The organism is Psychrobacter sp. 28M-43 (assembly GCF_014770435.1).
In the GTDB taxonomy this organism is placed as follows: domain Bacteria; phylum Pseudomonadota; class Gammaproteobacteria; order Pseudomonadales; family Moraxellaceae; genus Psychrobacter.
The window spans coordinates 1,014,663-1,040,144 of sequence record NZ_CP061739.1 but is presented as its reverse complement, the minus strand read 5'-3'; the positions used below and the strand labels follow the sequence as shown (position 1 = coordinate 1,040,144).

Here is a 25,482-nt window from a genome sequence, read left to right as displayed (position 1 = left end):
CGACAAATATAAAAAATGACTTATTGAAAGATATTAAAGTCGCTGTCGATAGAATAATAGCTACTGACAACCAAGCGATGAGTACGCTTAGTCTAAGCGATACGTTACGCTACGAAATTTTAAAAACATTGGTGAGTTATAGCGAAAATATCCCTCATCCAGCAAGCGGTATGGCTGAGCATAGTAGGCTTTCAAATACTTTAATCCGTTGGCAAGTTTTGGCATATGTTGCAAGTATTGATCTAACGATTGCTAAATGGTTCGAGTCGCATTTAGATGCTTTAAGTATTCTGCATGAAATCGGCTATAGTAAGATAGATGAAGGTTTATGGGCCGTTTGGGCAGCAGAAGGCCATCCCGACCCGCTACGTTATGAACAAGGAAAAGCCATTGGTCACAAAGCATGGTGTTCAGGAGCTAGCATGGTAGATTATGCCCTCGTTACTTATCTTAATAGCAATAATCAATCACAACTAGCAATTATAGACATGCATCAGGCAGGTATTGAAATTAACAGTAGTGAGTGGCAGGCAGTAGGTATGCAAGCCACAGATACAGCTACTGTGAAGTTTTGTGGTGTATCAGCAAGTTTAGTTGGAAAAGAGAATGCCTATCTAGAACGTGCAGGGTTTTGGCACGGGGCTGCAGGGGTTGCTGCGTGTTGGTATGGCGCAGCAGCTTGCCTAGCAAGCTATTTGACCACTGCTTATCAGCAAAAACCGAATGACTATAAGGCAATGTATTTAGGTGAAGTTGGCACTGCATTAGCAGTTACTCAACAATATCTTTATTACGTCGCCGATCTAATAGATACAGAGCCATCGCTTTGCCATGAACTTACTATACGTCAATTGAGAGCTCAAATTGAAAAAGTCGCGCGCTACACAGTAGAGGTAGTGGGTCAAGCATTAGGAGCCGCACCATTTTGCCATAATGCTCATTTTGCACAATTATCAGCAGATCTTCCCGTGTTCATTCGCCAAAGTCATGGTGCTTTTGACTTACAGAAAATTGGTGAATTGAACAACCTTTTACACAGTAATTCGACTTATGAGCAGGCAAACGTATGGCAACTATAGAATTAGATAAGTATACACAGCTTACCCCCAAAGATAATAGCGTTAGGCCTACTACCCTGCTTCGTCACGCTCATCCGATCGTAGGAAACCGTATTATTGAAGGTGCTGGTACTAGCTCAGACACATGGCAAAACTGGACGGGATTACAAAAACTGCCTCAATTGAATATTCAGACTAGCTTCGGCTCACATCAACGCGTCTGTATCTTTGCACCGCATCCTGATGATGAGATATTAGGCTGTGGCGGATTATTACAGCAATTAACAGATAATGGTAACCCTATAGTCCTTATCCACGTGACTAATGGTACCCAAAGTCATCCAAACTCGAAGATTTACTCTCCAGAACAGCTGAACATTATCCGTCCAAAAGAAAGTGTTGAAGCTCTAAAAGCATTGAGCGTGAACCACCAGGTTACGACACTTGCTTTAGACTTAACAGATGGCGATGTATTCGCGCAACAAGCTCACTTTTATCAGAAATTAGCAAGCATCCTCCAACCTGATGACATTTTAGTCACGACTTTCACACATGATGGGCATCCTGACCATGAAGCTACAGGGCAAGTGGTCACCTCATTTGCCAAGCAATATCGCCTGCGCTGCTATCAAGTACTGATATGGGCGTGGCATTGGTCAAAACCTGATGACAGTCGAATCCCTTGGCACCATACTGTGAGAGTGGACTTAACGCCTGAGCAATTAGAGAAAAAAATCCAAGCTATCCACTGCTTCAAAAGCCAAACCACTAAAGATGTAAGTACAGGCAACTCGCCTATTCTAACTAAGCAAACGATTACTCGAATCAGCCAACCTTGGGAAGTTTATATATATGAACCATACCTCTAAAGACAGCTTGGCTAATTCAAGTCAGTACAGCGCCTATTCGGATTCATATTTTGACGAATTATATAATGACAATGCCGACCCATGGCAATATCAAACTCGTTGGTATGAAGAACGAAAACGTAATACTTGCTTGGCTCTACTACCCCAACCACATTATAAATGTGCGATTGAATTAGGCTGCGGTAATGGCGTACTAAGCAAGTTATTGGCGCATCGCTCTCAGGCTTTAATCAGTATTGATGGCAACCGTCGGGCAGTAGAACTTGCTAAAGAGCGTTTAGCAGCGCTACCTCATGCCAAAGTCATACAGGGCATTGTTCCCGAGAAACTATTTTCTTTAAAGGAACTAGTGGGACAGCAAAGTTTGTCATCAGACGATAATTCTATCAATCAACCCCCCTTTGATTTAATCGTTATTAGTGAGATTTTATACTATTTATCATCCAAAGATATCGATGCAGTCATCAATTGGGTACTACACAATCTTACTCTAAATGGCACTCTGCTGTGCTGCCACTGGCGATATGCTATTGATGGTTTTGCAATGACAGGTGAGGTTGTACATCAACGTTTGCATCAAGCCTTTAGCGTTGCAAACGAAAAAAATCATCACGCTTTCAATCATCAGAGCCAAATGATAGATAGCGACTTTTTACTAGATATTTGGCAACGTTCTTCCACGTCAGTTGCTATGCAAGAAAACCTAAGATAGAAAACCAGAAATAATCGTAAATTATATCGGGATTGGTAGATATTATGAAAATTAGTATTGTAATTCCTGCACATAACGAAGCAGAGGCTATCGCCCAATGCATAGCCTCTATACAGATCGCGATTGAACAACTGCCTCCAACTGTTCAAGCCTCTTCGTTGGTCGTACTAGATAGCTGCACTGATGACACATTGAGAATTGTCCAAGCGGCAGGGGTCGATTACTTATGCTGTTATTATCAGTGCGTGGGACAAGTTAGGGATATGGGCATTCGCTACGCAATCGCTAATGGTGCAACATGGCTTGCCTGTACTGATGCTGACTCAACAGTACCTATGGATTGGTTAGTGCAGCAAATGGAACATTTTGACCAGCAGAAGACCGATATGATTTGCGGCGTGGTGTCTATCGATAACTGGGGCCATTTGTCATCACAAACACAACAAGCTTATATTACGCATTATCAAGACAAGATGGGGCATCGTCATGTTCATGGGGCAAATTTAAGTTTTAGCAAAGAAGCATATCTAGCTATTGGCGGCTTTGCACCTTTGACTTGTCATGAAGATGTAGATCTAGTAAGTAGGTTTGAAGCTCAATGCTATGCGATTACTTGGAGCAATCGTGTCCGTGTATCGACTAGTAGCCGTTTACAAGCAAGAGCAAAAGAAGGTTTTGGGGCGTTTTTAGCTAACCTTGAGAAAATCAGCTTATGTTAACTATATGTACTTAGCTGATAGAATAAAAAACTGGTTTAGCTTTATTTGATTACTTACATAGCTAACAATTCATTCATAAAATTTCGCATAATAAAAGCAGCTTCCTCTTCAATTATTACCTAAATATACCTATATTCGATTTTAATATTAATCTAGAAATCTTTACATACCATACTTTTCAATTGGGTACTGCTTTTATATTGTCATTACCAACTGCTCTTAATCGCGAACTTGAAGCAAATAGTGCTGGCTTAAGAACCTTTCCTTTAGAGACAATTGCATCATGCGCCTTTATGCTAGTAGGTATGCTTATACATCCATAACCTGATACTGAGGCTAGAATTATTTATGGAATAATTACTGGTACGGATTTTATTGATAGAGGAGCTATTTTTAAAAATGAGGCTGGTGCTAAAGGTACTGCAACCGCTGCTAGATTATGGAATATAGCAGCGGTCAGTATTTCAGTTGCCTATAGCCGTTATGAGATTGCCATTATATTATCCATAGTTGGTTCTTTAATCCTACAGTTTTCTAAAACTTTTAAACCAAAAGCCTGATATCAAAAACGATGCTGGACTATAACCTTTTAGATAATATTCTGACGGATATTTAAAGTACACTATTGAGTAGCTAATAATACGTTGCCATAGTCATCACGCAAATCCTTTTTGACCATTTTCCCAGCGCCATTTAGCACGATATTATCTACAAATATGACTTTATCGGGCACTTGCCAGCTGGCGATTTTACCTTCGTAAAAGCTCAGCACTTGCGACTCATCGATTTCTGAATCTGGTTCTTTCACCACAATCAATACTGGACGCTCGCTCCATTTTTTATGCTTTGCAGCAATAGCGGCTGCCATTCTTATCTGCGGATGGGCAACTGCGATGTTTTCTAGCTCTACTGACGATATCCACTCTCCACCAGATTTAATCAAATCTTTTGAGCGATCCCGAATATTCATATAGCCATCGGCATCAATGGTTGCAATATCGCCTGTGTCGAACCAACCATCTTCAGTTATCGCATCAGGATTTTCTGTGTAATAATCATTGATGATCCAGTGCCCTTTGATCTGTAAACGACCTTGAGACATACCATCTTCTTCGACTTGCTGTAGCGGCTCGTCAGTATCTATGAGGCGTAGCTGAACGCCGTAGGGTGGACGACCTTGAGAGTTACGCAACTCATTAATCTCATCTTTACTCAGCGATTTATGCTTGGCTTTTATTTGATTCATCGTTCCAAGTGGACTGGTTTCTGTCATACCCCAACCATGCACCGCATCGCAGTTAAAGTCTTCTCTGAACGTTTTGATTACTGATGGTGGGCATGCGGCTCCTCCGACAATGGTACGCGTCATGCTATCAAGCTTGCTACCTCTGGCTTTGGCAGCGGTCAATAGACTTTGCCAAATCGTTGGAACACCTAAAGCAACCGTGACATGACAATCATCAATGAGAGATACTAGGCTGTCACCATCAAGATTTGGACCAGGAAGTATGAGAGAGCAACCAGTCAAGGCAGCCGCGTAAGGTGTGCCCCACGCATTGACATGAAACATCGGTACCACGGGTAACAAAACATCTTGCGCAGAGAGCGCGGAGACGTCAGGCATGCACAATGCCATCGCATGTAGCACAGAAGAGCGATGCGTATATAAAATCCCTTTAGGGTTACCAGTAGTTCCGGATGTATAGCATAAAGAGCTGGCTGTTGCTTCATCGAATTGAGGCCAGTCAAAGTCAGTAGAATTTTCTGCTAATAGCTCATCAAAGAACAGTACATTAGGCAGTTTTTCTACGATACTATCATCTCGATCACCTAGACAAATGAAGTGTTCAACACCTTTGATATGCTCTTTGATTGCCATAATTAGCGGTAGGAAAGTAGTATCAAAAAACAGTACTCGATCATCAGCGTCATTGATAATGTAGCTAAGCTGCTCGGGGAACAAACGTGGATTGATAGTATGGCAAACCATGCCACTACCTGAAATCGCATACCAAGCTTCTAAGTGCCGACGATTATTCCAAGCCAAAGTTGCTATGCGTTCTGATGATTTAAGTCCCAGTGTAGCCAACGCATTGGCCAATCGTTTTGAGTTATCTGAGACAGTACGCCAATTGGTATGAGTCATCTGTCCATCGACTTCTTTGGACAAAACTGCCGTATCACCATGATAACGGGCAGCGTGTTCGATTAGACCACTGATCAGCAATGGCTGATACATCATTTTTCCTAACATAATACATTCCCTGTAGTTATTTGAAAGTCCGCTTATTCTTGCTACTGCATCGCCTGATGCGAAGAATAGGCCTCAATTAAGAATAATCAGAATTATTCTTTAAGACAAGCTAATATTATGTCCTCCATAGACAACGAAAAATTGTGACTTAACTTCAAAAACTTAATGATTACTCTATATAAATGATTCTTACTTTCTCATTAAAAGTTCATTGGTATCACTGTTTTTTTAATTAACCATAAAATTTATATATTTCTCCGACATTTTCTCTGTATCTGCTCACAACAATTAGTCATTGCCGCGCAATACATCATGTTTACATGCTTGCTACATTTGGTAGCAAGCCCTAAATTACTATATCTACTATAATTGCTTCATAATTCTTAGCTGTAGTTATCAATGTTAACTCTAATAGTGACAGCAAACGATTAAATGACATTTAATTAAGTGGAGTAAGCTATGGAGTCAAATTTGACTGCGCTTGAAGAGATAAAAAATTTGGATGTAAATCATGGTGAACATATTATCCTACGTTTAACTTATATTAGCCGCTATAACACCAAAAATGCAAATATCGAAGTAGCACGTATTCTAGAGCAAGCGCGACGAAACAATGAACGTAGTGGCGTTACTGGGGTGTTAGTGATGAATGAAAACTACTTCCTCCAAGTTATCGAAGGTGCACGACCTGTAATTAACAATTTATTGAGAAAATTGGTTAACGATGAAAGACATTTTGATTTGGAAGTTATCGATTGTCGTGCAGTTGAAGAACGATATTGGAATAAGTGGTCAATGAAATATTTAACCACCAGCGATCAGAATAAAGAATATTTCAAGTACTCAGCTAGCAATGAATTCAAACCTTACTTAATGAGTGCCTCTCAAATTACAATGCTCATTGAAAAACTATCAGCTCTTCAAGAGCAACAAGAAAAACGTGCAACTGATATGAAATACCTTAGTTCTTAACTAAACGGTTCTATTAGACTTAAATTAGCTCTTGTATCGACAGCTCATTACTCTGTTATAAGCTTCATTGCCTTGTAGCTGCTAGTACCCATTTAACCCATGTCTAATGGCTTCAGGTATAGCCCATATTCTATAGGACATTAATAAATGCGCTTTGACTGTATGGCTTACAGGTTGAGGTATTGAAGAAAATATACTGACCAGAAAATTTAGTTTTTCGATTTGCTCTAGTATCGCCATTGCTTGCGATGCTAGTGGCACAATGTGAAATGCTTAGCTTTCATCTTATTGACTGGTATAAACCCTTAATTGCAGCCCATCACTGTCATCACTATGCTTGTCAGGTCGCTTTGTATCAATTGAGGTGTACTAAGTGATAACTTATTGATGACGGTATGAGTTAAGAGCATTGGGCTATCCTTTGTTTGTATTGAGAGTATGTATCAACTCTAATACCAAAAATAATACCAACATTCTATATGGTTCGCCATACTCCTACAAAGTAGTGAAAACCCAAAAAAAAGGGCTAACAGTCTATGACTGTTAGCCCTTTATCAATATTTGGTGGAGATGGCGGGAGTTGAACCCGATTACATCAAATACTATCACACGCTATCAAATCCACCTTTAATAATATCAATAACTTACGATTATGCAATGTGATTGCATGTGATAGCGTATGACCATACGCTGTCAAAAATCATGTCACAGCTTAATTGTCTGCTGCTGCAAATCGTAAGTTAATAACAATGTATTCTCCGTTAATTAAGCTAGTTTACATACTCTAATATAACTTTAGACCACATAGCATAGCCTTCCCCATTTAAATGTAAGCCATCATATGAATATTTCTCACTCAACATGCCATTCTCCGAAAGATACGGATTCAGATCCACGTATGTGATATTTCTTTTTAAGCAAACAGATTTTAATTTCGTGTTTAATTTATTAATATTCTCGTTTCGTTCTGCGGTTTTGTTATACGTAAGAAGAGTTGACTGAACAATTGGCGTGATTTTATTAATCTCTAGCTCATCTAATATTTTCTCATAATTTTCGATGATAGTTTCGACGTCAACATCACTGGCGATATCGTTAGTCCCAATCATGATAAAAGCTTTTTCAGCTTTCGTATTTGTGATTGTATCCATACGTTTTAAAACACCTTCAGTGCTATCGCCACTGATACCTCTATTTGCTATGATTTGATCTGGAAAAATATCATACCAATCACTTTCGTCCGTTATACTATCCCCAATAAAAACTATATTATAATCATCCTGTGAGTTTAATTGAAAAAACGTCTTTTTATGTAGATAATATGGAGTGGCAACAAAAGATATTTCTGGCTCAGGCCCTGAGATAAAGTGTTTTGCTGCTACTATCTGATGAAACGGAAATACATTGTAGTGACCAACTGCTAATCCATATAAGAAGAACACAGAAAATAATAAAACTAACATTATCTTTTTTAGCATTATAAACCTAATGTTAACTTAAAAAGAAGATATGTTACCCTTTACTTATGTGATAGTAAATATTTTTACATAAGTAAAGGTGAAGGGCGTAGACTTAATTGTCTGCTGCTGCGAATCGTAAGTTGCCAGCCACTCGTCTTGCCCAACCTTTGCCAAAACTAATCCATCCGCGAAGACCGGTATAGAACTCAATACGCTCAGCATTGAATAATAATACCACATCATTCTTATCCATAGCTGCAACAGCTGCCAATGTGCGTGGGCCAATCAAACCATCGTCACTAGCACCAACCGCACGCTGCAAAAATTTGACTGCTTGGCGGTTGCCATGATTGTATGCAGCGTCAGTCAACTGCCATGCAATCAATCGATCCAAATTATCACCCTTCACTGCTTTATAATATGACTTCTCAGTGATCTGCTTGGCAAGTGATTTGGGCAGCTTGCGCATATCCCCATGGTACCCATGTGCTTGTGCCACTCGCTTGGTGACTCCATACATGGTTTCGCCACCAGGGTCGTTTGGATGGTTGACATAACCACCTTCATGCTTCACCAGTCTTTCAAATATTGTGTCAAATACGCTCATAGCTTCACCTTATTTTAGACATTAAAAAAACCCCGAAATTAGGGCTGTGTTTAATGCGTATTGTTATTTATCTATATTCTCAACGACTTTTTCACCGATTTTGTCAGCGACTTGAGCCGCAAACTTTGGACTCACAATGTCTAGTGCAACCATCAAATAACCAGAGAATGCGCCTGCTGGTATTGATATTAGACAAAGCGGTAATAAGTAAGTCAGACCGAACTTTTTTTGTAGAACTTCAGCAATTGCGCTGCCCGCTACAATCGCTGTAAAAATTAGAATTAATGATATTTTTACGTCATAGCCTTTTTTGTTGATGCCGTAGATTCCACCAACAAAGCCGCCAAACATGCCAAATATTACTTGTGGAGTGAATGATGCTATCACTTCTGATACTAAGCTCATTACATCTCCTTAAATAGTGACTCGCTCTTTTAAAATGGCTCGCTTAATGATCTTATTACCCATGAAGAACATAGCTGCTGCCCATGTGCCAATGATAACTGTCGCTGGTGTTATCATCCCGTTTTGCGATGCGTAATAAGCACCTGTGATTACACCCCATGATAACGATGACGCTATCATACATAAGCCGCTTGCTTTGACAGCCCTGAGAGAAGGTACGAGCATAGATATTAGCTGTAGGACGCCTAGTACAAAAAAGACAATGAACCACCATACCGACACTTCATCGAAAACCCTGTAGCTTGGTAGGCTTAAACCCTCGGTACTAAAGGTTTTGTTATATATAAAGATAAGGCTAAACCCAATTATGTTTGAAGCGTTTATAAGCTCAGCAAATGTAATGCTTATTGCTAAGTAACGCTTTAACTTAATAAGTGACTTACTTGTCTTTCTTGCTGATTCTGATCTGCACAACCACTTATTAAATAAAAACATTTTTAATAATGTTTGTTTGATGTCCATAACCCCGCCTAATTTAGATAATAAAAAACCCCGATTAAGGGGTTGGTTTTAAGCGTATTTAGCCTTTAGTGACTCAATCAGTTTTTTAGTATCAGCAAGATTTTCTGTAATGATATTACCTGCATAAAAATGCTGCTCAAACATATAAACATTAAAATCAGTAATAGCTGTTGTGTCGCCTATAACGCCGTTAATGTTGCCAAAAATAGCGCCCTCCACACCGCTACTAAGTGCTACTTCATTGCCCGATGTCGGATTTGATGATGAAGCATAGGTCTCAAAAACATTAACGCCATTAACGGTCATATAGCACTTACGTGTTTTTTGGTCTAGCGCGTAGACGATGACTACTAAACCGTCACCTGTCTGCTCATAAGTGTTTTTTACTACACCTGAGCCTGTTTGTAGTACAACTCTGCGGTTGCCTCCAACACTGACCGTCTGTAAACCAGCTCGCACCCCTGCGTTTGCGTTATTGCCAATATATGTCAAGTAACGCACTAACGTACCACCACTTGTGTAGTTAGGCTTTAATACAACAACCATAGAACCCTGCCAAGGCATTGTAGATACGTGTTTACCATGATAAGTATTGTCTAATAACAAACCCTCGTTATTACTAACCACCTGAAAATTTGGTGTGCCTGTCGTTATCTTTAAGTTATTAGCATCGCCATAACCCGCTTGGTCAATAAACTCTTTTTTAGCAGCGTCGTAGTAAGACGCTTGGTTTTTAAAAATGTGACCCTGAATGTAATTCGGTATATCAAATGCGTTTGTCATATTAAGCTCCTCTTACTTTATTGTATGTTTGTCCAGTTGCCCACACGTAATTGACATAGCTCGGGGTGTAGATTGATTGCCAACCGTCACCAGCTTTACGAATAACTGACCCTGCATTTACATCATTACCTAGAACATAAGTCGCTGTTGTAGCCTGCTCTGCAACTCTTAATTTCTGTTGCTCTAAAGTGCCCACTGGTGCACTTGCTAATGTGCCAGTGATATTACGACCACTGTAGACAAGTGAGTTCGAAACGATAGCGATTTGAGTACCGTTATCTATCCATTCAAGACCATCCTCTGCTTGTGAGGCATTAAGTGCTTGCCCAAAGTTTAGGCTCACATCACGTACAACGGTCGCATTAAATGTTGCTGTAAACGTAGTACCACTTAACGTCACATCTGTCATGTAAAGTGCTTTATCTATGCTCGCTTGCTCAAAGTAGCTGTTCAAAGCCTTACCCACTTTTTCACCACGTAGTACATAGCTAGTCTCAGTAGGGTGAACTCTGTCAGAACTCATAGGGTATTGATAGATAGAACCCAAATCAATGCTGTTGGGTAGGTCAGAAGCAAGGCGCTTAATAGCCGCTTTGATTTCTTTGTCTGTGGGTGCGTTTTGTTGCGGAGGGTGCGTAAAGACGATAGGTGCGCGATAATTAGGTTTCCGCATTGCTTGCGCTGCGTATAGCTGTGCTGTTGAGTAATAACGTATCCCATCACTGTAGTAATCTTGCTCTGTCGCACTCGCTGCCGCATCAGCTTCGCCATGCGCTGTATAAAACATCACTTGTGGGTTGTAGCCATCGTTACGAGCGAGCGTGCATAATCTATGTAGCAGCGCATTTAGATTGGTTATCGCACCACCATCACTAAGTACGTCTAATGTCCTGGCACCAATAGCGGCATTACCGATGTATAAACGACTAAAAACACCACCTGACATTGCACTGATAATACCTGTTGCTGGGGTTTGTCCTGCACCTGATACGTAATCAACAGCAGTCTCAAGCTCTGAGTAACTGCCTACCCATAGAGCATTTGTAGCGTTATAAGCCCACTGAGTAATTGACGCGCCTCCCACTGGCATTTTAGCGATAGGTGACGACTTGGTTTGCACTGCTGTACCGCGTGGCGCATTTAGAGATTGTCCAAGCAATATGACAATAGCTGCATTTGGTTTATCTTTATTAGCTTGCTCTAGATTGTTCAAATACTTGAGATATGCTGCGTTTGAATCTGCAACTGACTTGATAGCTGTGTCTGTATAAGTGTTAGCTTGCGTCAATGGGTCATAAGCACTCTTAACCCAAGCACCTGCTGCTTTTAAGTACAAGCCGTTATTAGTGGTGTCGTCTGTTACTTGCGCGTAGCTACCGTTTGCTAATGTGCTAGCAGTCATCATAGCTTTGGTTGCAAATGGTTGGGCAGGTAAACCACCATTTGCAAACATTGTTTTAATTGCTTTTTTAGCTGATGGGTATGTCTCTCCAGTGCGCGTCACGACTTGTGTGTTTTCATCACCGTTGGCAGCTTCGCCTAACGATTTAACATCCAAACGACCATCAATAGAATCTTGTATCGTTAACAGCTCTGCCATCTTTCAAACTCCCACAAAAAAACCCTCATAATTGAGGGCATATGTTTAATTAAATTTAAGCTATCAAGCCGTTTATGTAGTCTTTGTCGTTCGGGTAGTACCTGCTGTCATAAGCCATAGCACTTACCGTCGACTCAAACACTCCCTTGCCAGACTTTTCATTGATCAAATACGCTTCAGCTTCAATATCCACAGCTTCAGTAATACTAAATGCTGAATGAGCCACCCCACTGGTCACCAGTGGCATCATTGGTATTCGTGCCAGCTCAATTTGATAGTGACCAACTTGGCCAATAATCTCAATCACATCAACGGTGCAGTTTTTAATCTGCAGATGAACGACATAGCTCTTGTCTTCATCCAAATCAACTGGATAATCTAAGGTCAATATCGTGTTTTCCTGCAGATCAACTTGCCCGCTACATAGTATCGGCACCGTAGAATCAACAACTGCAATTCTATCCATACGAGTAACCAAGTCGCCCTCGCCGTAAGCAGTAAACTCAATCGCTTTACGGTTGTATCTTAGCTTATTCCAAGCCCTGTGTGCCAAGAAATGCGCCTGCGCGTAATTGGTCACGCCTTGGCTCTCAATCGTCTTGTAGTTGGTTCGTAGATCATCAGGCAATCTAATGATAGCTTCACTATAGTTGTCAGACGGGTCGCGCCATTTCAGCTCTACGCCATCGTAATTATCTTGAATGCCAAAAAACTCAGTAACAACCATACTCTCTGGACGAATATTACGATGATTAAATAGTACCAAGCTATTAGGTGTTTCACGTTCAAGGTTAAAATAATGCAGACCGCCTTCTCGTCTTGCAGTACAAAACACAGCTTCAGCAACCGTAAAGATCATCTCTTGATAGCTGCTGTATTTATCATCAAACGTATAGTTAAACTCACATGCTTTGTCTGTACCGAAATACGTGGCTATCTCGTCACTCAAGTCATAAAAGGAATCAACATCAACCTCAGTTTCATCCATACGACCAATGTAAGGATCGAGCGCCATAGCAATTGATATATCGGCAAAGTCGCTAGTAGGCAGAAAGCCGCCAATAGTATTGAGCTTTCGATGCACGATGGCATTTAACTCACTGGCGTTAGTTCCAGAACCAATAGCCATACGGCGCAATCGGATAACCGTATCGTGCTCATAAACTGATTTTTTAGTCTCGTAATAACTGTAGGCACTTTCAAATACCACGTCATCGATTAACTGTGCACTATTGCCGTTGTCATTAAGGCGATTAACCCTAAAGCGCACCTTACCCGCTTCTGGCAACTCTTTTTTGATAGTCATGCCAACTGGTGAACGGTTGTTGGCCTGACCTTCCATAGTATCGCCATGACGCATGATAGGCCCATAAGGGACACCATCATCACCTACCATCTGATATTCCACTTCTATTGATACCTGCTTTGCTTTATCTCCCTCATAGATACCGTTGCTAGCCAAAAAGTTTAGAATAAACCCTGTCGTTTCTTTTGACCCAGAATACTTCCAGCCAGTGAAGTTACTACCGGTACCAGTAAATCGTATGGTGCGCTGTCTAAATGATGCTATCTGCTCTGGCGTCGCGCCATCTATCTTAGACCAGTCAGCATTCACACCTGCAGGGTTTACTAGGCTGATTGTAGTATCGGTCAAACTTGCAATCGTATAGACGCCTGACAAATCGATATTGTTTGTATTGGCAGTTAATACAGCCGATGTAATACCTGCTGCATCAGCGGTCAGTAAGTAAAAGTTCGGATTTACGTCTTTATAGCCTGCTGATAGTGTTACCTCATAAAACCAAGCGTTTGCGCTACCTGACTTAATAATACTATCAACCGGATACTCACCTGCCAGCGTCAGATCGCCATTGGTTGCATCAGCTACATTAAGAGCTGCTATTCTAATGCGGCGGTACTCACTAGGATTAACAAGCTCTTTTGATGAAGCAATAGTTAAAACACCATCCACACCTACATCTGTATTGCCTGATATCTGTGCGTCAGCCACCGAACCAAATATGGCGTTTTCAATCTTGATAGAGTCACCTTGCTCAAATGCCTGGGTAAACCTTAAATAGTTTGAACGCGTTTCTGTTTTCCAGTAACCGTTATGGTCGCCACCGCGCCAGTACCAATAGGTGTGTTCATATGTAGTATATTCAGTATTTCCGACCAACTTGTTTCCATCTTCGATCGTAAAATCGGTGAAAGTAATACCTCCTGAAGCTGATGTCTTCAGTACCTGCTTACCATCAATGCCGCTAACTTGCTTGGTGACCAATGGCAGCTCGTCAAACGCTGTGCCTATCTGAATTTGTGGAGTTGTATCTATAAGGGACTGTCCAGGCTCATAAATACTGAGTGATGCACCTTCAATCGTATTGATAGGTGTTTCACCTTCATTGACTGTGTCTTCATCAATAGCAAACCAACCGGTACCAATATCCAGCAAGCACTCTTCCACTTGTATGTTGTCTTCATAATGGCGCCAAACAGACGATATCAAATCAGGTATGGATTTACGACGACCATAAATATCAGGCACGCGCTCATTGACGCGGTGTTTGTTTTGACGTTGTGCGAGACTATTATTAGGTGATCCTGCTACATCATTCGTAGCACTCATGTCCGGCATATTGGCATAGGTATATACAGCCACACCCACAGAGATGACCGCAGCGATGATGCCTAGCGTTACTGGATCCGCTGCATGACACAGCACTTGATAATCACCAGTAACATCTTTAAGTGCCCACGCCTCAAGCTTGGTCTTTGGCGTGATGTCGTTCTGCACACATATAGTGCTTTTGTACAGTCGTGACGCAGGATATTCCTCACGTATTGCCAGCCATTCTGTCAAAAGACAGTCGAAACTATGCTCAGTGCATTCAGTAGCATCAAGCTCGTTGTGGAAAATCTTTAACGTCATAAAACCGCACCTTTTTATATTGGCGTTTGAGTGTGCGCAACGTCTCGTAACGTGTACCAAGCTCTGATAAATGTAAGATTCGACCGCAATAGTACAATCCAACATGGTGTCGATTATCAAGTGTCATCATCAAAACGATAGTGGCGGTACTAGGCTTGGCAACCAAGTCGCCTTGCTGCATAGCTGATTTGGTTGGGATTAATTTGTCATCGATGGAGCCAGTCAAACCCAAAAAACAGTGGCTAAAATCGTATTCAAATAGATGCTTGCCCGCATCTATCAGCAGATGCACACAATGATAATTATCACGGTCAAACTTACAGCTAAGCAAAGGATCGATGCTTTTCATAACAGACCTTTTAAATCAACATAGTAATCAGGCGAGTACGGTCTACCAGTAGCGACGGTATTCTTGTCCGGTGTCTTGGCCTCAAACGTGGTTGCTTGGTGGTCGCGGCTCATCTGCTCAACGAATAAACCCTTTGCAATATCAATAGGCTTTTCTTTGGCAAAGGTCATTGATGAAGCGTCGTAGGCATATTGACGATAAATAACTTGTGGATATTCATCGCTGTCCGATGCTCTTATCTGCTTAATCAATGGCGGTACAATCTCACCCAAATCGCCAAGCGTGATATTAAAACTTTGATCAAGATCATCAGAGGTCTTGCCACGATTAATCAGTAATGGTGCAAACTCAAAATATACTGTCTCACCAGTCTCGAGCATCGCATTAACCCCATCAGCATGATTGGTCACAATGCGAATCGGCGTGGGCCACAAACTATGACTCACTTCTAGCGTCTCAAGTGGGGCAATGCTAGGTGAACTATCAAGATGTAAATCTTTGATATCATCAATTGTTACCATCAGATACTCCCTAATGCATCTGGTAGGTCTTCATTAACCAGTTGTTCGAGTAAATTAAGTAGCTTGCGCGGGTCGCCTGACTCCCACAGACCAATGATGGTTTCATCAAAATCTGTGCCGGTATTGTTTGGCTTTAAGCGCAGACCAAACGACACGCTATAAACCTTGCCGTCACGTTCATTAAGCCGTAGCGAGCCTGCTACAAACTGGCAGACATAGGTAGTCATCTCAGTATCATCGACAATCAAGCGCCATAGAAAAGGACGGGGATTCGCTTGATGACTACGCCAAAATGCCCACCAATATTGCTGCTTACCTTTGTCGTCAAGCATGACCGATGCGGTAACTGCATGTACATTATTGACAAACTGAACACGCTGACGAGCAAACCCACCCATCAGCTCTTGCTCTAATATATTGTTCGCTACTTCAGGTGCATAGCCCCGCTGTAGTGGGCATAGCGCAAAGTTATTCATCGGCGATTCACCCTTGCTGTTGTGCCACGCTGTATGCTCTTGCTTTCGATTGAGTTGGCGCGGCCAATACGTTTGAATGACTTTTCAATCATCTTGTCTACCATATCGACCGTTACCGTGCCATCAGGATTTTGTCTAGCACTAACTTCAGCCTTTGAGTTGTTGTTGATAGTAATGTTGCCGGCACTCGCCTTTTGACCGTTGGCCATAAACTTAACCAGGTCTTTATTCTGCTTAGGTGACAACACACGCTCATCTTTTTGCAGTAGATAAGTCGCTTCCTCTGGCACATTGTCTAGACCGCCGTGAGCAATACCAGCAACAGATGGTGTGGAAATCCCCTGTATTCCTGCAGCAGTCGCAACTTGGATTGCAGCTGCGGCGTATGAGCCTGGTCCAGCAATATATGGACCGATAAGAGGTATAGCGGATAAAGAATTAAAAGTATTAGTTTGCGTTTCTTTAACGTTCATCAGCGCTTTTTGCACAGCAAAAGTACGCTCCATTATGAATGCAGCCTGATGCAATCTAGAGTTTTCACCAAAGAACATAGCTGCAATGTCGGTCATAGCACCAAAAGCATTTGCTTGTATTGCTACACGCTTATCTTTTAATTGCTCATCAAGCGATTGCTGCTTGAGCGCATATTCTTGATCCATCGCCCACATGTTGTCCATGTGCTCTTGCTTAGCACGCTCTAATAACTCGAAGCGTTCAAGTTCTGGCAATTCAAAGTTACCACGCTCATCAGTCGCATTAATCTCAGACTGGCGGTTAGAGTACTGACTATTGATAGAATTAAAGGATTCATCGCGGTCTTGACCCAATCGCCAAACTGAATACTCATCATCGCTCATAGTACGCTGTGCCATACTATCAAGGCCGTTGCTGGCAGCAGATAAGCTACTTGTTCTCATGCTATTGGCAATAGACTGATACATTTTGTCTTGGGCGCGAGCTTTGGCTTGCGACGCAAACTTGAAGTTAGCTAAATCTTCTTGATACGCTGCGTTTTGCAAGTCAATGAGCAGCTGTCTTGACTGGTCATCCTCTGCAAACTCAACATTGATACGTTCAATCTTCTTGTTATGCTCGTATGTTAATTTCTCCTCGTCTGCCATATAGCTTTCAAGTATCGATTTTGCAGCTGCTGTACGCTTTTGGTCGTACTCAGCCTTTGCACGATTCAGTAATTCGGTGCGTTCAATCGAACCCTCAGCATATAGAGATTCAATTTCAGTAATATTAGCGGCATAGTCGCGGTCTAACTTTTCACGGTCAGTTGCATACTTTGTCTGTATTGAAACTTGACGACGTAGCGTCTCTTCTTGCAGTTTTTGAGCTTCAAGCGCTTGCTTGGCCACTGTGTCATACACCAACTTGCTTGTATCTGTCGTGGCTGACTTCATGTAGCCCAGTACGTTTTTAGTGTATTCTTTGGTTTGACCAATACCCGTCTTTTTATTTCTAGCCCAGCGATCTGATAGAATCAATGACATCGGATGTTTATCGACATTCCCCTCACCCGTGTTATACGCTGCAATGGTTTTAGCTAAATCACCTTCAAAACGCTCATACAACCAGCTTAAATACTTAGCCGCACCTTCTGTTGCTTGCGTCATATTGTAAGGATCGTCTACCCCAAAACGTTTGGCGGTGGCATCTATCATCTGAAAGCCACCTTTAGCTTTTCCATACTTAGTCATAGGACCGGTAGCATTAGGATTACCATGTGACTCTTGCATATGTATGCCAGTCATCAAACCATAAGGTAAACCGTATTTCGCCTCGTAGTTTGCGAATCCATAGTTCTCAGCATTGGCAAGTGCTTTGGCATTCACGCTTAGCTTGGCAGTAGCCAAACCCTTAAGTGACTTTGCTGTTTTATCGTTAGCTTTAGCAAGCTTTTCTTGTGCCTTCGCCTCTTCTTCAGCAGCATCAGCTATTGCCCTTGAAGCTATTATCTCTACATCTACCGCACCAGTTCTATAAGGAATACCATCATTTCTATAAGGGAATGCAGCATTGTTACCTTTAGGGTTTAATACACTACCAAACGACGTGTTAACTGCTGGGCGTTGTGTATTAATCTGATTCATTTTGCTAGAAGCGCCTTCTAACAACTTGTTTATCGTTTCCATATCATTAGCCCATTGGCTAGATATATCTAACATACTTCCGCTAGCTAATGCGCCAGCAGAGAAAAACCCAGTAAATAAAGCTTTACCTCTATCAGCCAGGTTATCTGCATTATAAAAATTTTGTGCAGTCTGTCCTATATTGCGCATCTGCATGCCGACCGCTGAGAAAGCATTAATTAGCTGACCTATTCCTGCTGCGATACCCACTACTGAAGCCGCTGTAATGTTTATAGCTCGGCCTACACCACTAATTTCATTCTTGAAGCTGCCGCCTTGTGTAGTGCCTTCTTTAAAATATTCTATTAATGTAGCCATGGCAGGTAAGGCTTCAGTGACCAGTTGATTAGACACACCTTCAAACTTAATCTGTAGCCCTTCCATCTCATTTGCTAGGATCTGAGATTGCTCTATAGACTCCTTAGTTCTGATCACCCCAGCTTCATTAAGATCATTCTCATAATTACGTAAAGCTTCACCGTTGTTGTCCCAAAGCGGAATGATATCGCCTAAACCACTTGCTAACGACTCAGTAACGAACCTTACTTCTTGTGATGTTGCGCCCGCTTTCTCCATCTCATCTACTACAGCTTGAATAGCATCTACACTGTCCATCGTAGATAAGCTCTTACCAAATATCTCTAGTTCTGCATCTGTTTTTTTGGTGGCATTCTGCATAAGTTCTAAGGTATCTACCAAGCCACCGCCGCCGGTCGCACTAAACTCTCCTAGCTTCTCTTGAGCATCTGCCAAGATATCACCAACGCTTTCCATCTCTAATCCATAAGCACCAGTTGCTGCCGTCAAGACCTGTAGGTTGGTAGTAGAGGTGTTTGCTCTCGTCGCCAATCTTACTAACTGCTCATCCGCTTCTGCTGTTTGCAATGCTAGAGTTACTAAACCGGCACCTATAGCAACAACTGACCCTATAACAGAAGCAGCGCCTATTGCAGCTGCTCCTGCCAAGCCACCCTCACCAAAAGCTTCAGTGATGGAAGAAAGTTTTTCGGTCAGAGAACCTACGGCATCACCAATAGGTGTGCCACTAAGATCCTCTACTAACCGCTCTTTAAATTTACCAACAGAATCACCCATACTTTCAGTACGGTCTCGTGTCTCACGTTCAGCGCGTGTTAGACCATCAGTAAACTCGCTTAAGCGCACAGCTAAGTCGAGAGTTAATGTACCTAGTGAGGTGCTGGCCATAACAGTGAATCCTTATTTTTGGCAATAAAAAACCTCAATCATTTCAGACTGAGGTTTCTTTAAAATCTTCTAGTTGTCTTACTATTAGTCGTCTATATACATGTAAACGTAATAGCCAATGGGTATGGACTCAACGAGTGACCAGTGATTGCTTTCAATCAAATGATTCACCCATATCTGCGCCCAAGTTAATTGCTGGGCGGGTAGTTTTCGGCGTGGTGAGTATTGCATCTTAATACTTTATTTATCAAAGCCTTTAGTGACTTTATATTTAATTTGTCTGTTATCGGCATCAATTACATCTATCAAAGCGCCCTTGTAACCAATTTCTTTAGATTGTGACAAGTCGTATTCGACATCATTATTAAAAGCCGGTCTTGCGGTATCGCTGCTAAACTCACGATAACCAATATTTATCTTATTGCCTACCTTGCCATTATAAAGGAGTGTTTGCTGAAAGCTGTTTTTGTTGGCAGTAGCCCAGTTAGTCTTTTGATACGGAACCTCTGTAGTGCAACTACTGACATAGTTATAAATTGTCATGACGCAAAGAGCATTATCTTCTTTTCTAATAGCTAGTAAAGCAGGTGGATCTCTTAAGATGCCTTTCGCGACTTTACCAGCGCCAACGTCATTAGATATTCTATATTGTTCATATTTCTCATCTTCACCTTGTTTGGCAAAATAACCAGAAGATACTGTATTACCAGACATATTGTAGTCACCATCTATATAGATAGCATCTTGCTGGACCATCATTCCTTGCGTCAACATATGATCGCCAAGATTAGCAGTAGCCACCTGCCCGATTGGCGGCTTACTTATCTCTTTAAGTTCAGGTTTATAATTGTAGCTAGGTGTCGCGCAGGCTGATAAAAGACCAGCCGTTATAATTGATGTGAATAATATCTTTTTCATAATCTAGTGCGCCAAGGTTAAACAAAGGTTAACTATAACCGAGTGGAAACACTCTAGCAACACATTTAGTTTGTCAACTGTTCTTCAAAGCTCTCAATTACATCATCTTCATGTGGCATCAACTCGATAGGATCAATCCAATTCTCAGCATCTTTAACTTTCATATTATAACCAAAGCTCATAATATTAGCTGCGGCTTGCTCAACACGCCTACCCACATTTAAACTACCACGCCTTGAGCGATATTCCGCCCATTGCTTAATCTCACTCATAGTAAGGTTGCTTACAACTTGGTGAATTGTATTACCGCCGATACCTGCCAGCGCAAGCTCAAACAATAGCTCGTTCTCGCCAGCGATTATTCCTTTTTGTCCTTGGTCTTCTCCATCGCCTTTTTTACACTATCAAGCCCCCACACTATATTGAATATGGCATTTGCTAACGGTTGAATAAAGGTTGTTTTAACTTGATGTTCTGTGAATTGCTGTTTGCCTTTTCCGTCAACCAGTGCCTTGCTAATCCATTCGGCTGCAACATTTTCATTGTTATTCATACGCTTATGAAGCGCGTCGCTTTCTACGAAAGGAAGTATCTTGTACTTAATATCAACGTCGCACAACTCACCCTTATGGTAGAACTCAACCGTATCTTCATGGATTTCTCCAACCAAGCTACCTGCTTTGACATCTGATAATTGATACTTTGCCATCTTTGTAATCCTCTAAAAATAGTAAAGCCTCAATTAAGAGGCTTTGTTTTTAACTTTTTTTGGCGATTAAATCGTTCGTTAAGTGGTCTTATACGAAGTGACAGCTCTAGTTTGACGCTTCATTGCTACTGAATGCTTAACCAGTGAATCAGGATCAAACGTAGGAGCACCTGCTTTTAATCGCGCAGTGAAGACGGTCCATGTGCGCGTCTCAGGTAGTGTAACGTCAGGAGTTACCATGTCTGGCTCAATACCTATACCATCTGACCATCCGATATATACTTCGACCAACTCTTTATCTTCTGCTAATTGTAGTAGCGTCATATGAGTTGCATTTTTAGGATCAGTGTTAATGGTGATTGAGCCTTCACCAGGCTTATTAAGACCATATGTTGATGTTGCTGAATCTTCTTCGTCAAGGCAAGTATCATCAATATCAGTGGGACTATCATCACCAAGCACAACGCCAGTGATACAGTCCATTTTAGTTAAGATCGGCGTGTCAGCCTCACCGTGTTTAATCCAAACTTTGGTGCCCTGCGTAAATACACCTTTTTCTTTCTTAGCCATGATTGGCTCCTAGTGTGGTTGGTAAATAGTTAACGCGCTAATATCCAATTGGCATCAAAGCCGCGGCCATAAAGCTTAGCTTTGCTGTCATATAAGTTAATAGAAGGATTGGATATCCAAGATTGTTTTTCTAGCGCCACTCGACAAGCATCGCGTAAGTTATAGGCAGTCTTAGCATCTGCTGCGTAGACCATTAGCTGGTACTGTGTATCATCAAAATTCGCGGGTTCATCTAAGTGATTATTTGCTTGTGCACTGATTGTTTGCCATACAATGTAAGGCGGTGATGTGCCCTGCGGTGCAACATCTTCAAACGCCTTGCTCTCGACATCGATAAGCGCTGCCAAATCAATATCAGCTTTAAGCGTGCGGTATATCGGTAAAAAGCTCATAGCTTGGCAATCTCCTTGTCGAGCTCTTCTTTGTATGCTCTGGAAAACTCAGCTTGTACTGCATCCATATTGTTATTTAGTGCCGGCCGTAAAAAAGGATCTGCACTATTAGTTGCACTGCCGAACTCTTTAAAGCGCCAGTACCAGGTATCACCACCGGGGTTCTTCTTATCGCCTTGTGTCTGATAAGTGCGACCTATACGGTTTGCACGTCTATTATCTGCATTAGTGCCGTAATTTTTTGCACCGCCTTTTACACCAACTTTCATCACGACATTATCAACACCCTTGGTTTTGCCAGCCTTGGTAACAATGTTTTTCCAAATCTTTTCGGGGCTGTCTTTGTCATCAAACGCTTTGGCGTTGACCACAGCCGCTTTTTTAACGATGTTCATTGCTTTGCGTGATGAGCGAGTAGCAGCGTTCTTTGCTTTACGTTGATTACCAAGCTGACGTAACTTTGCTTGCACTTCGTCAAGTCCAGTAATTTCGTTTGCCATGGTTTAATCCTTAAATTGCTCAATACCGCCTGACAGAGTGAACGTTGTATATTCCAGGCCACTATCGCCATCATCAAGACCTTGGCTGTCTATAGCAAAGAATCGACCTTTCCAAACCACCCGCATTGTCGTGTCGATATCAAGACCAGTGCTATATCGAACCTTCATGCGAGCTGTTATTTCAGAGTCTGCAGCCTGTGCACTAAGCAAGTCTTTAGTAGAAAGCGGCGTGATTTTGGCATACGCTTTTTTGTAAAAAATCCACTCTGATGGCAATTCATATCCATCCTCATCACGTCCGCCTTTCACATAGCTTTGGATTGTGACGCGATGGTGTAACTCGCCTGCCTTGACTGCCATATCATTCACCCATCTAAAAAGGTTGAGCCCGTCTGCTCATCGTCGTCATCTTCTTGTTCAACGAGCTCGTTTAATATCTCATCGTTCTGATCAAGCAGTCGCAATATGATTTTTTCTTTCTCACTGGACTGCTGGATTAATACATTATTTTGTTCGACTATCTTTGTCGCTAGAGCTATTAAGCTTGGCAATAAGTCGCTTTGCTCGATCGCTTGCTTCATCGGTTCTTTGTTTGATCCACTCACGGCGAGCCTCACATCCTTTACAAGTCATTATTACATTCCCATATTTCGATAAGGCTGTAGCAGACAATAAGTACTCATCGGCATCTCATTCATAGATGATTCAGATACTGCCTCACGATGGGCATACCAGTGGCCAATCATTAGCAAAGTCGCCTGATCAATAGATGGATTATCGATAACACCATCAGGATCATCATCCGGTACCGCCAATTCGTAAATGGTCCGGTCTAGGTGCATTTGCACATGGTCGCGAGCAGCTGCTATATATCCAGCCAGCAGCACATCTTCATCATCGTGCTCGATGCGGCATTGATGCTTAACCTGCTCGATTGTGACCATAATTAATCTGCCTTATCTTTGGTATCGTTTTTTGCTGCAGCTTTGGTTTTTGGCGTTTCCGCTTTTACTACCTCAACATGAGGTGCATCGACTTCAACAGCATGGCCTTTTTGCACTAGCTTCTCACCTTCGGCCTTATCTACTTCGACAGTGGTATTACTCTGTCGAAAAATCCGATTAACCATCGTGTATCTCAAAGTACGTATAAACATAATTAATTACTCTGACTTGTTAGATGGCTTCTTCGCCATCTTGTTATTGGTTTCAGGCGCTGCCTTCTCTGCCTCATCAGATTCTTTCTCAGCTTTTTCAGCACCAGCCTTAGCCTTGGCTTCGTCAGCTTCTTTTTTAGCCTTAGCTGCAGCTTCGTCAGCGTCTGCTTTAGCTTTGGCATCAGCGGCCGCCTTTTTCTTTTCTGCTGCAGCTGCTTTAGGATCGATAATCATACCCATACGCATCAAATCTTTAGCGTCTGAGTCGTTTTTAACTTCGCGCGTATCGCCCTCAAAGTACTGTTTGTCGCCCCAGTGCTGCTTAGTGACTTTATATTCCATGACATGCTCCTGTTAGTAAGACAAAATCAGCTTAATAAACTGGCTTTGGCTTAATAAAAAAACACGCAACTTGTTAGACAGGTTGCGTGTTTTTTATTTCTAAGGATAAAAGTTTCGTTAACTATTACACCGTTTTCGCTGCAAGCGTACCAGTGATGAAAGCTTCTGGACGATAAACAGCTAACGCCAAGCGCTCTTCACAAAGAATGGTAATCATATTCTTCACAAAATCATCTTCGTTTTCAGTAGCAACAGCAATTGATGCTTGCATGCGGTCAAACACTTGCGCACCCATGTTGAATGCACCGGTTAAGAACTTGCCAAAACCCATCGCTTGAGTAGTAACGACAGGCAGACCCCACATTGTAGGTTGTGCTGTACCTTGTGGATTACCAATAATATAACGACCTTCGTTATCTTTCGATAATTCCATGATCGCCCAATCAATTGGATTCAACACATGACCACTTGCTGGATATTCAGCCATAACTGCTTGCAGCTGAGCCAGTCGCAACTGATCCATCACCGTATAACTAGCCATTGCAGTAGGATCGGCAAAGACTGATGCTTGTGGAATAATCCCCTTTAGATTACCAGTTAGTCCATCGCCATTAAGCAACTGACGGTCTTCAACCAATTTCAAACCATACATCAAGCGACCACCAATATATGATTCAAGCTGCGCAGCATCGTCCAAGATTTGGCGAGACGCTTTAACCCAGTGGGCAATGGTACGAACTGCCACTGTTTCATCATCAAACTGCAAATCAGATTTAGCCTTTAACGCACCTTCAGCGGTTTGCGCACCTGCATTATTGGTAAAGCCTGTTTCGCGAATGTACTCAATGGAATTGCTATTGGTAGTACCAGATGCAATCAAGTCACGAATATGCAGTACTTGGTTTGGTGGCGCCACAATGCCTGGCACAGTTTGCGGCGTAGTTAACGCGCCAGCAGAACCAGGTGCGGCAGTTGTGGCACTGGTGATGTCTTTAACATGTAGTGTCGCGCGGCTGCCATTGCGTGGGTTTTCAGCAAACGACTTAAACTGTTCGCTTTCATACATTTGCTGACCAAGTGATTTTTGCTCAACTTTACCGTCATCGCCGCGGCGCGCTTGTTTCTGTTCGACTTCATCAAGGCGAGTTTTGGCTTCGTTCATTAACGTCAGCGCTTCATCGACCTGGTCTTTTAGATCGTTGATACCTTTTTCACCTTTTTCCATACGGCCTTTGAGCTCAACGCCCAATTCATTTACTTTGCCCGTGGCCTTTTCCAACTCAGTGGCGAGCGCTTTAGTTTCATCAGTCAT

The 25,482-nt window shown here is 42.0% G+C and carries 30 protein-coding genes; 6 read left to right on the top strand and 24 right to left on the bottom strand.

What is annotated here, in order from left to right; genetic code table 11:
- Positions 1–77: 77 nt before the first annotated feature.
- The 5 genes from IEE84_RS04520 to IEE84_RS13085 all read left to right on the top strand — a co-directional run bounded on the left by IEE84_RS04520 (position 78) and on the right by IEE84_RS13085 (position 3,918).
- Entirely contained in the window at positions 78–1,079 is a 1,002-nt protein-coding gene (locus IEE84_RS04520; protein ID WP_191115372.1) for an acyl-CoA dehydrogenase, read from the top strand.
- Entirely contained in the window at positions 1,067–1,927 is an 861-nt protein-coding gene (locus tag IEE84_RS04515) for a PIG-L deacetylase family protein (protein WP_191115015.1), read from the top strand. The genes IEE84_RS04520 and IEE84_RS04515 overlap by 13 nt, the downstream gene beginning before the upstream one ends.
- A complete protein-coding gene (locus tag IEE84_RS04510; RefSeq protein ID WP_191115014.1) occupies positions 1,911–2,639 on the top strand; it encodes a class I SAM-dependent DNA methyltransferase in 729 nt (242 codons plus the stop codon). The genes IEE84_RS04515 and IEE84_RS04510 overlap by 17 nt, the downstream gene beginning before the upstream one ends.
- Before the next feature lie 44 nt (positions 2,640–2,683).
- The gene (locus IEE84_RS04505; protein ID WP_191115013.1) at positions 2,684–3,358 is read left to right on the top strand and encodes a glycosyltransferase family 2 protein; all 675 of its coding nucleotides are present in this window, start codon (positions 2,684–2,686) and stop codon (positions 3,356–3,358) included.
- Positions 3,359–3,699: 341 nt separating this feature from the next.
- Positions 3,700–3,918: an MgtC/SapB family protein gene (locus tag IEE84_RS13085; RefSeq protein ID WP_224737968.1), complete on the top strand. Its 219-nt coding sequence runs from the start codon at positions 3,700–3,702 to the stop codon at positions 3,916–3,918.
- 62 nt (positions 3,919–3,980) lie between these two features.
- On the opposite strand, the gene IEE84_RS04495 is transcribed toward IEE84_RS13085, so the two are convergent.
- A complete protein-coding gene (locus IEE84_RS04495) occupies positions 3,981–5,612 on the bottom strand; it encodes a long-chain-fatty-acid--CoA ligase (RefSeq protein WP_191115012.1) in 1,632 nt (543 codons plus the stop codon).
- A 471-nt stretch (positions 5,613–6,083) separates the two neighbouring features.
- Here IEE84_RS04495 and IEE84_RS04490 point away from each other — a divergent pair, with 471 nt between their 5' ends.
- The gene (locus IEE84_RS04490) at positions 6,084–6,584 is read left to right on the top strand and encodes a BLUF domain-containing protein (protein ID WP_224737896.1); all 501 of its coding nucleotides are present in this window, start codon (positions 6,084–6,086) and stop codon (positions 6,582–6,584) included.
- 770 nt (positions 6,585–7,354) lie between these two features.
- On the opposite strand, the gene IEE84_RS04485 is transcribed toward IEE84_RS04490, so the two are convergent.
- The 23 genes from IEE84_RS04485 to IEE84_RS04375 all read right to left on the bottom strand — a co-directional run bounded on the left by IEE84_RS04485 (position 7,355) and on the right by IEE84_RS04375 (position 25,482).
- On the bottom strand, positions 7,355–8,062 hold the full coding sequence (locus IEE84_RS04485) for a GDSL-type esterase/lipase family protein (RefSeq protein WP_191115010.1): 708 nt from the start codon (positions 8,060–8,062) through the stop codon (positions 7,355–7,357).
- 94 nt (positions 8,063–8,156) lie between these two features.
- A complete protein-coding gene (locus tag IEE84_RS04480) occupies positions 8,157–8,651 on the bottom strand; it encodes a glycoside hydrolase family 108 protein (protein WP_191115009.1) in 495 nt (164 codons plus the stop codon).
- Between the two features lie 63 nt (positions 8,652–8,714).
- Positions 8,715–9,056, bottom strand: a complete 342-nt coding sequence (locus IEE84_RS04475) for a hypothetical protein (protein ID WP_191115008.1) — start codon at positions 9,054–9,056, stop codon at positions 8,715–8,717.
- Between the two features lie 9 nt (positions 9,057–9,065).
- Positions 9,066–9,578 (bottom strand): hypothetical protein, encoded by a 513-nt coding sequence (locus tag IEE84_RS04470; RefSeq protein WP_191115007.1) that lies wholly within the window; start codon positions 9,576–9,578, stop codon positions 9,066–9,068.
- A 48-nt stretch (positions 9,579–9,626) separates the two neighbouring features.
- Positions 9,627–10,361 (bottom strand): hypothetical protein, encoded by a 735-nt coding sequence (locus IEE84_RS04465; protein ID WP_191115006.1) that lies wholly within the window; start codon positions 10,359–10,361, stop codon positions 9,627–9,629.
- A 1-nt stretch (position 10,362) separates the two neighbouring features.
- Positions 10,363–11,961, bottom strand: a complete 1,599-nt coding sequence (locus tag IEE84_RS04460; protein WP_191115005.1) for a hypothetical protein — start codon at positions 11,959–11,961, stop codon at positions 10,363–10,365.
- A gap of 55 nt (positions 11,962–12,016) precedes the next feature.
- A complete protein-coding gene (locus tag IEE84_RS04455) occupies positions 12,017–14,893 on the bottom strand; it encodes a host specificity factor TipJ family phage tail protein (protein WP_191115004.1) in 2,877 nt (958 codons plus the stop codon).
- Positions 14,862–15,242, bottom strand: coding sequence for a hypothetical protein (locus IEE84_RS04450; protein WP_191115003.1), 381 nt, complete (start codon positions 15,240–15,242; stop codon positions 14,862–14,864). The genes IEE84_RS04455 and IEE84_RS04450 overlap by 32 nt, the downstream gene beginning before the upstream one ends.
- Positions 15,239–15,763, bottom strand: coding sequence for a DUF1833 family protein (locus IEE84_RS04445; RefSeq protein WP_191115002.1), 525 nt, complete (start codon positions 15,761–15,763; stop codon positions 15,239–15,241). The genes IEE84_RS04450 and IEE84_RS04445 overlap by 4 nt, the downstream gene beginning before the upstream one ends.
- Positions 15,763–16,239: a hypothetical protein gene (locus tag IEE84_RS04440; protein WP_191115001.1), complete on the bottom strand. Its 477-nt coding sequence runs from the start codon at positions 16,237–16,239 to the stop codon at positions 15,763–15,765. The genes IEE84_RS04445 and IEE84_RS04440 overlap by 1 nt, the downstream gene beginning before the upstream one ends.
- On the bottom strand, positions 16,236–19,583 hold the full coding sequence (locus tag IEE84_RS04435) for a lytic transglycosylase domain-containing protein (protein ID WP_191115000.1): 3,348 nt from the start codon (positions 19,581–19,583) through the stop codon (positions 16,236–16,238). Before IEE84_RS04435 ends, IEE84_RS04440 begins: the two co-directional genes overlap by 4 nt.
- Positions 19,584–19,823: 240 nt before the next feature.
- Positions 19,824–20,501 carry a hypothetical protein gene (locus tag IEE84_RS04430; RefSeq protein WP_191114999.1) on the bottom strand — a complete coding sequence of 226 codons (678 nt, stop codon included), beginning with the start codon at positions 20,499–20,501 and terminating at the stop codon, positions 19,824–19,826.
- Positions 20,502–20,566: 65 nt separating this feature from the next.
- Positions 20,567–20,773 carry a hypothetical protein gene (locus IEE84_RS04425; protein WP_191114998.1) on the bottom strand — a complete coding sequence of 69 codons (207 nt, stop codon included), beginning with the start codon at positions 20,771–20,773 and terminating at the stop codon, positions 20,567–20,569.
- An 86-nt stretch (positions 20,774–20,859) separates the two neighbouring features.
- The gene (locus tag IEE84_RS04420) at positions 20,860–21,210 is read right to left on the bottom strand and encodes a phage tail assembly chaperone family protein, TAC (protein WP_191114997.1); all 351 of its coding nucleotides are present in this window, start codon (positions 21,208–21,210) and stop codon (positions 20,860–20,862) included.
- 78 nt (positions 21,211–21,288) lie between these two features.
- Positions 21,289–21,780, bottom strand: a complete 492-nt coding sequence (locus IEE84_RS04415) for a phage tail tube protein (protein WP_191114996.1) — start codon at positions 21,778–21,780, stop codon at positions 21,289–21,291.
- Between the two features lie 29 nt (positions 21,781–21,809).
- Positions 21,810–22,172, bottom strand: coding sequence for a DUF3168 domain-containing protein (locus tag IEE84_RS04410; protein ID WP_191114995.1), 363 nt, complete (start codon positions 22,170–22,172; stop codon positions 21,810–21,812).
- Entirely contained in the window at positions 22,169–22,672 is a 504-nt protein-coding gene (locus tag IEE84_RS04405) for an HK97-gp10 family putative phage morphogenesis protein (protein WP_191114994.1), read from the bottom strand. Before IEE84_RS04405 ends, IEE84_RS04410 begins: the two co-directional genes overlap by 4 nt.
- 3 nt (positions 22,673–22,675) lie before the next feature.
- On the bottom strand, positions 22,676–23,032 hold the full coding sequence (locus IEE84_RS04400) for a phage head closure protein (RefSeq protein WP_191114993.1): 357 nt from the start codon (positions 23,030–23,032) through the stop codon (positions 22,676–22,678).
- 5 nt (positions 23,033–23,037) lie between these two features.
- Positions 23,038–23,277: a hypothetical protein gene (locus tag IEE84_RS04395; protein ID WP_191114992.1), complete on the bottom strand. Its 240-nt coding sequence runs from the start codon at positions 23,275–23,277 to the stop codon at positions 23,038–23,040.
- Between the two features lie 30 nt (positions 23,278–23,307).
- Complete coding sequence (locus IEE84_RS04390) at positions 23,308–23,616, bottom strand: head-tail connector protein (protein ID WP_191114991.1); 309 nt, start codon at positions 23,614–23,616, stop codon at positions 23,308–23,310.
- A 2-nt stretch (positions 23,617–23,618) separates the two neighbouring features.
- The gene (locus IEE84_RS04385; RefSeq protein ID WP_191114990.1) at positions 23,619–23,801 is read right to left on the bottom strand and encodes a DUF7302 family protein; all 183 of its coding nucleotides are present in this window, start codon (positions 23,799–23,801) and stop codon (positions 23,619–23,621) included.
- Between the two features lie 33 nt (positions 23,802–23,834).
- The gene (locus tag IEE84_RS04380) at positions 23,835–24,170 is read right to left on the bottom strand and encodes a hypothetical protein (protein WP_191114989.1); all 336 of its coding nucleotides are present in this window, start codon (positions 24,168–24,170) and stop codon (positions 23,835–23,837) included.
- Positions 24,171–24,294: 124 nt separating this feature from the next.
- The gene (locus tag IEE84_RS04375) at positions 24,295–25,482 is read right to left on the bottom strand and encodes a phage major capsid protein (protein ID WP_191114988.1); all 1,188 of its coding nucleotides are present in this window, start codon (positions 25,480–25,482) and stop codon (positions 24,295–24,297) included.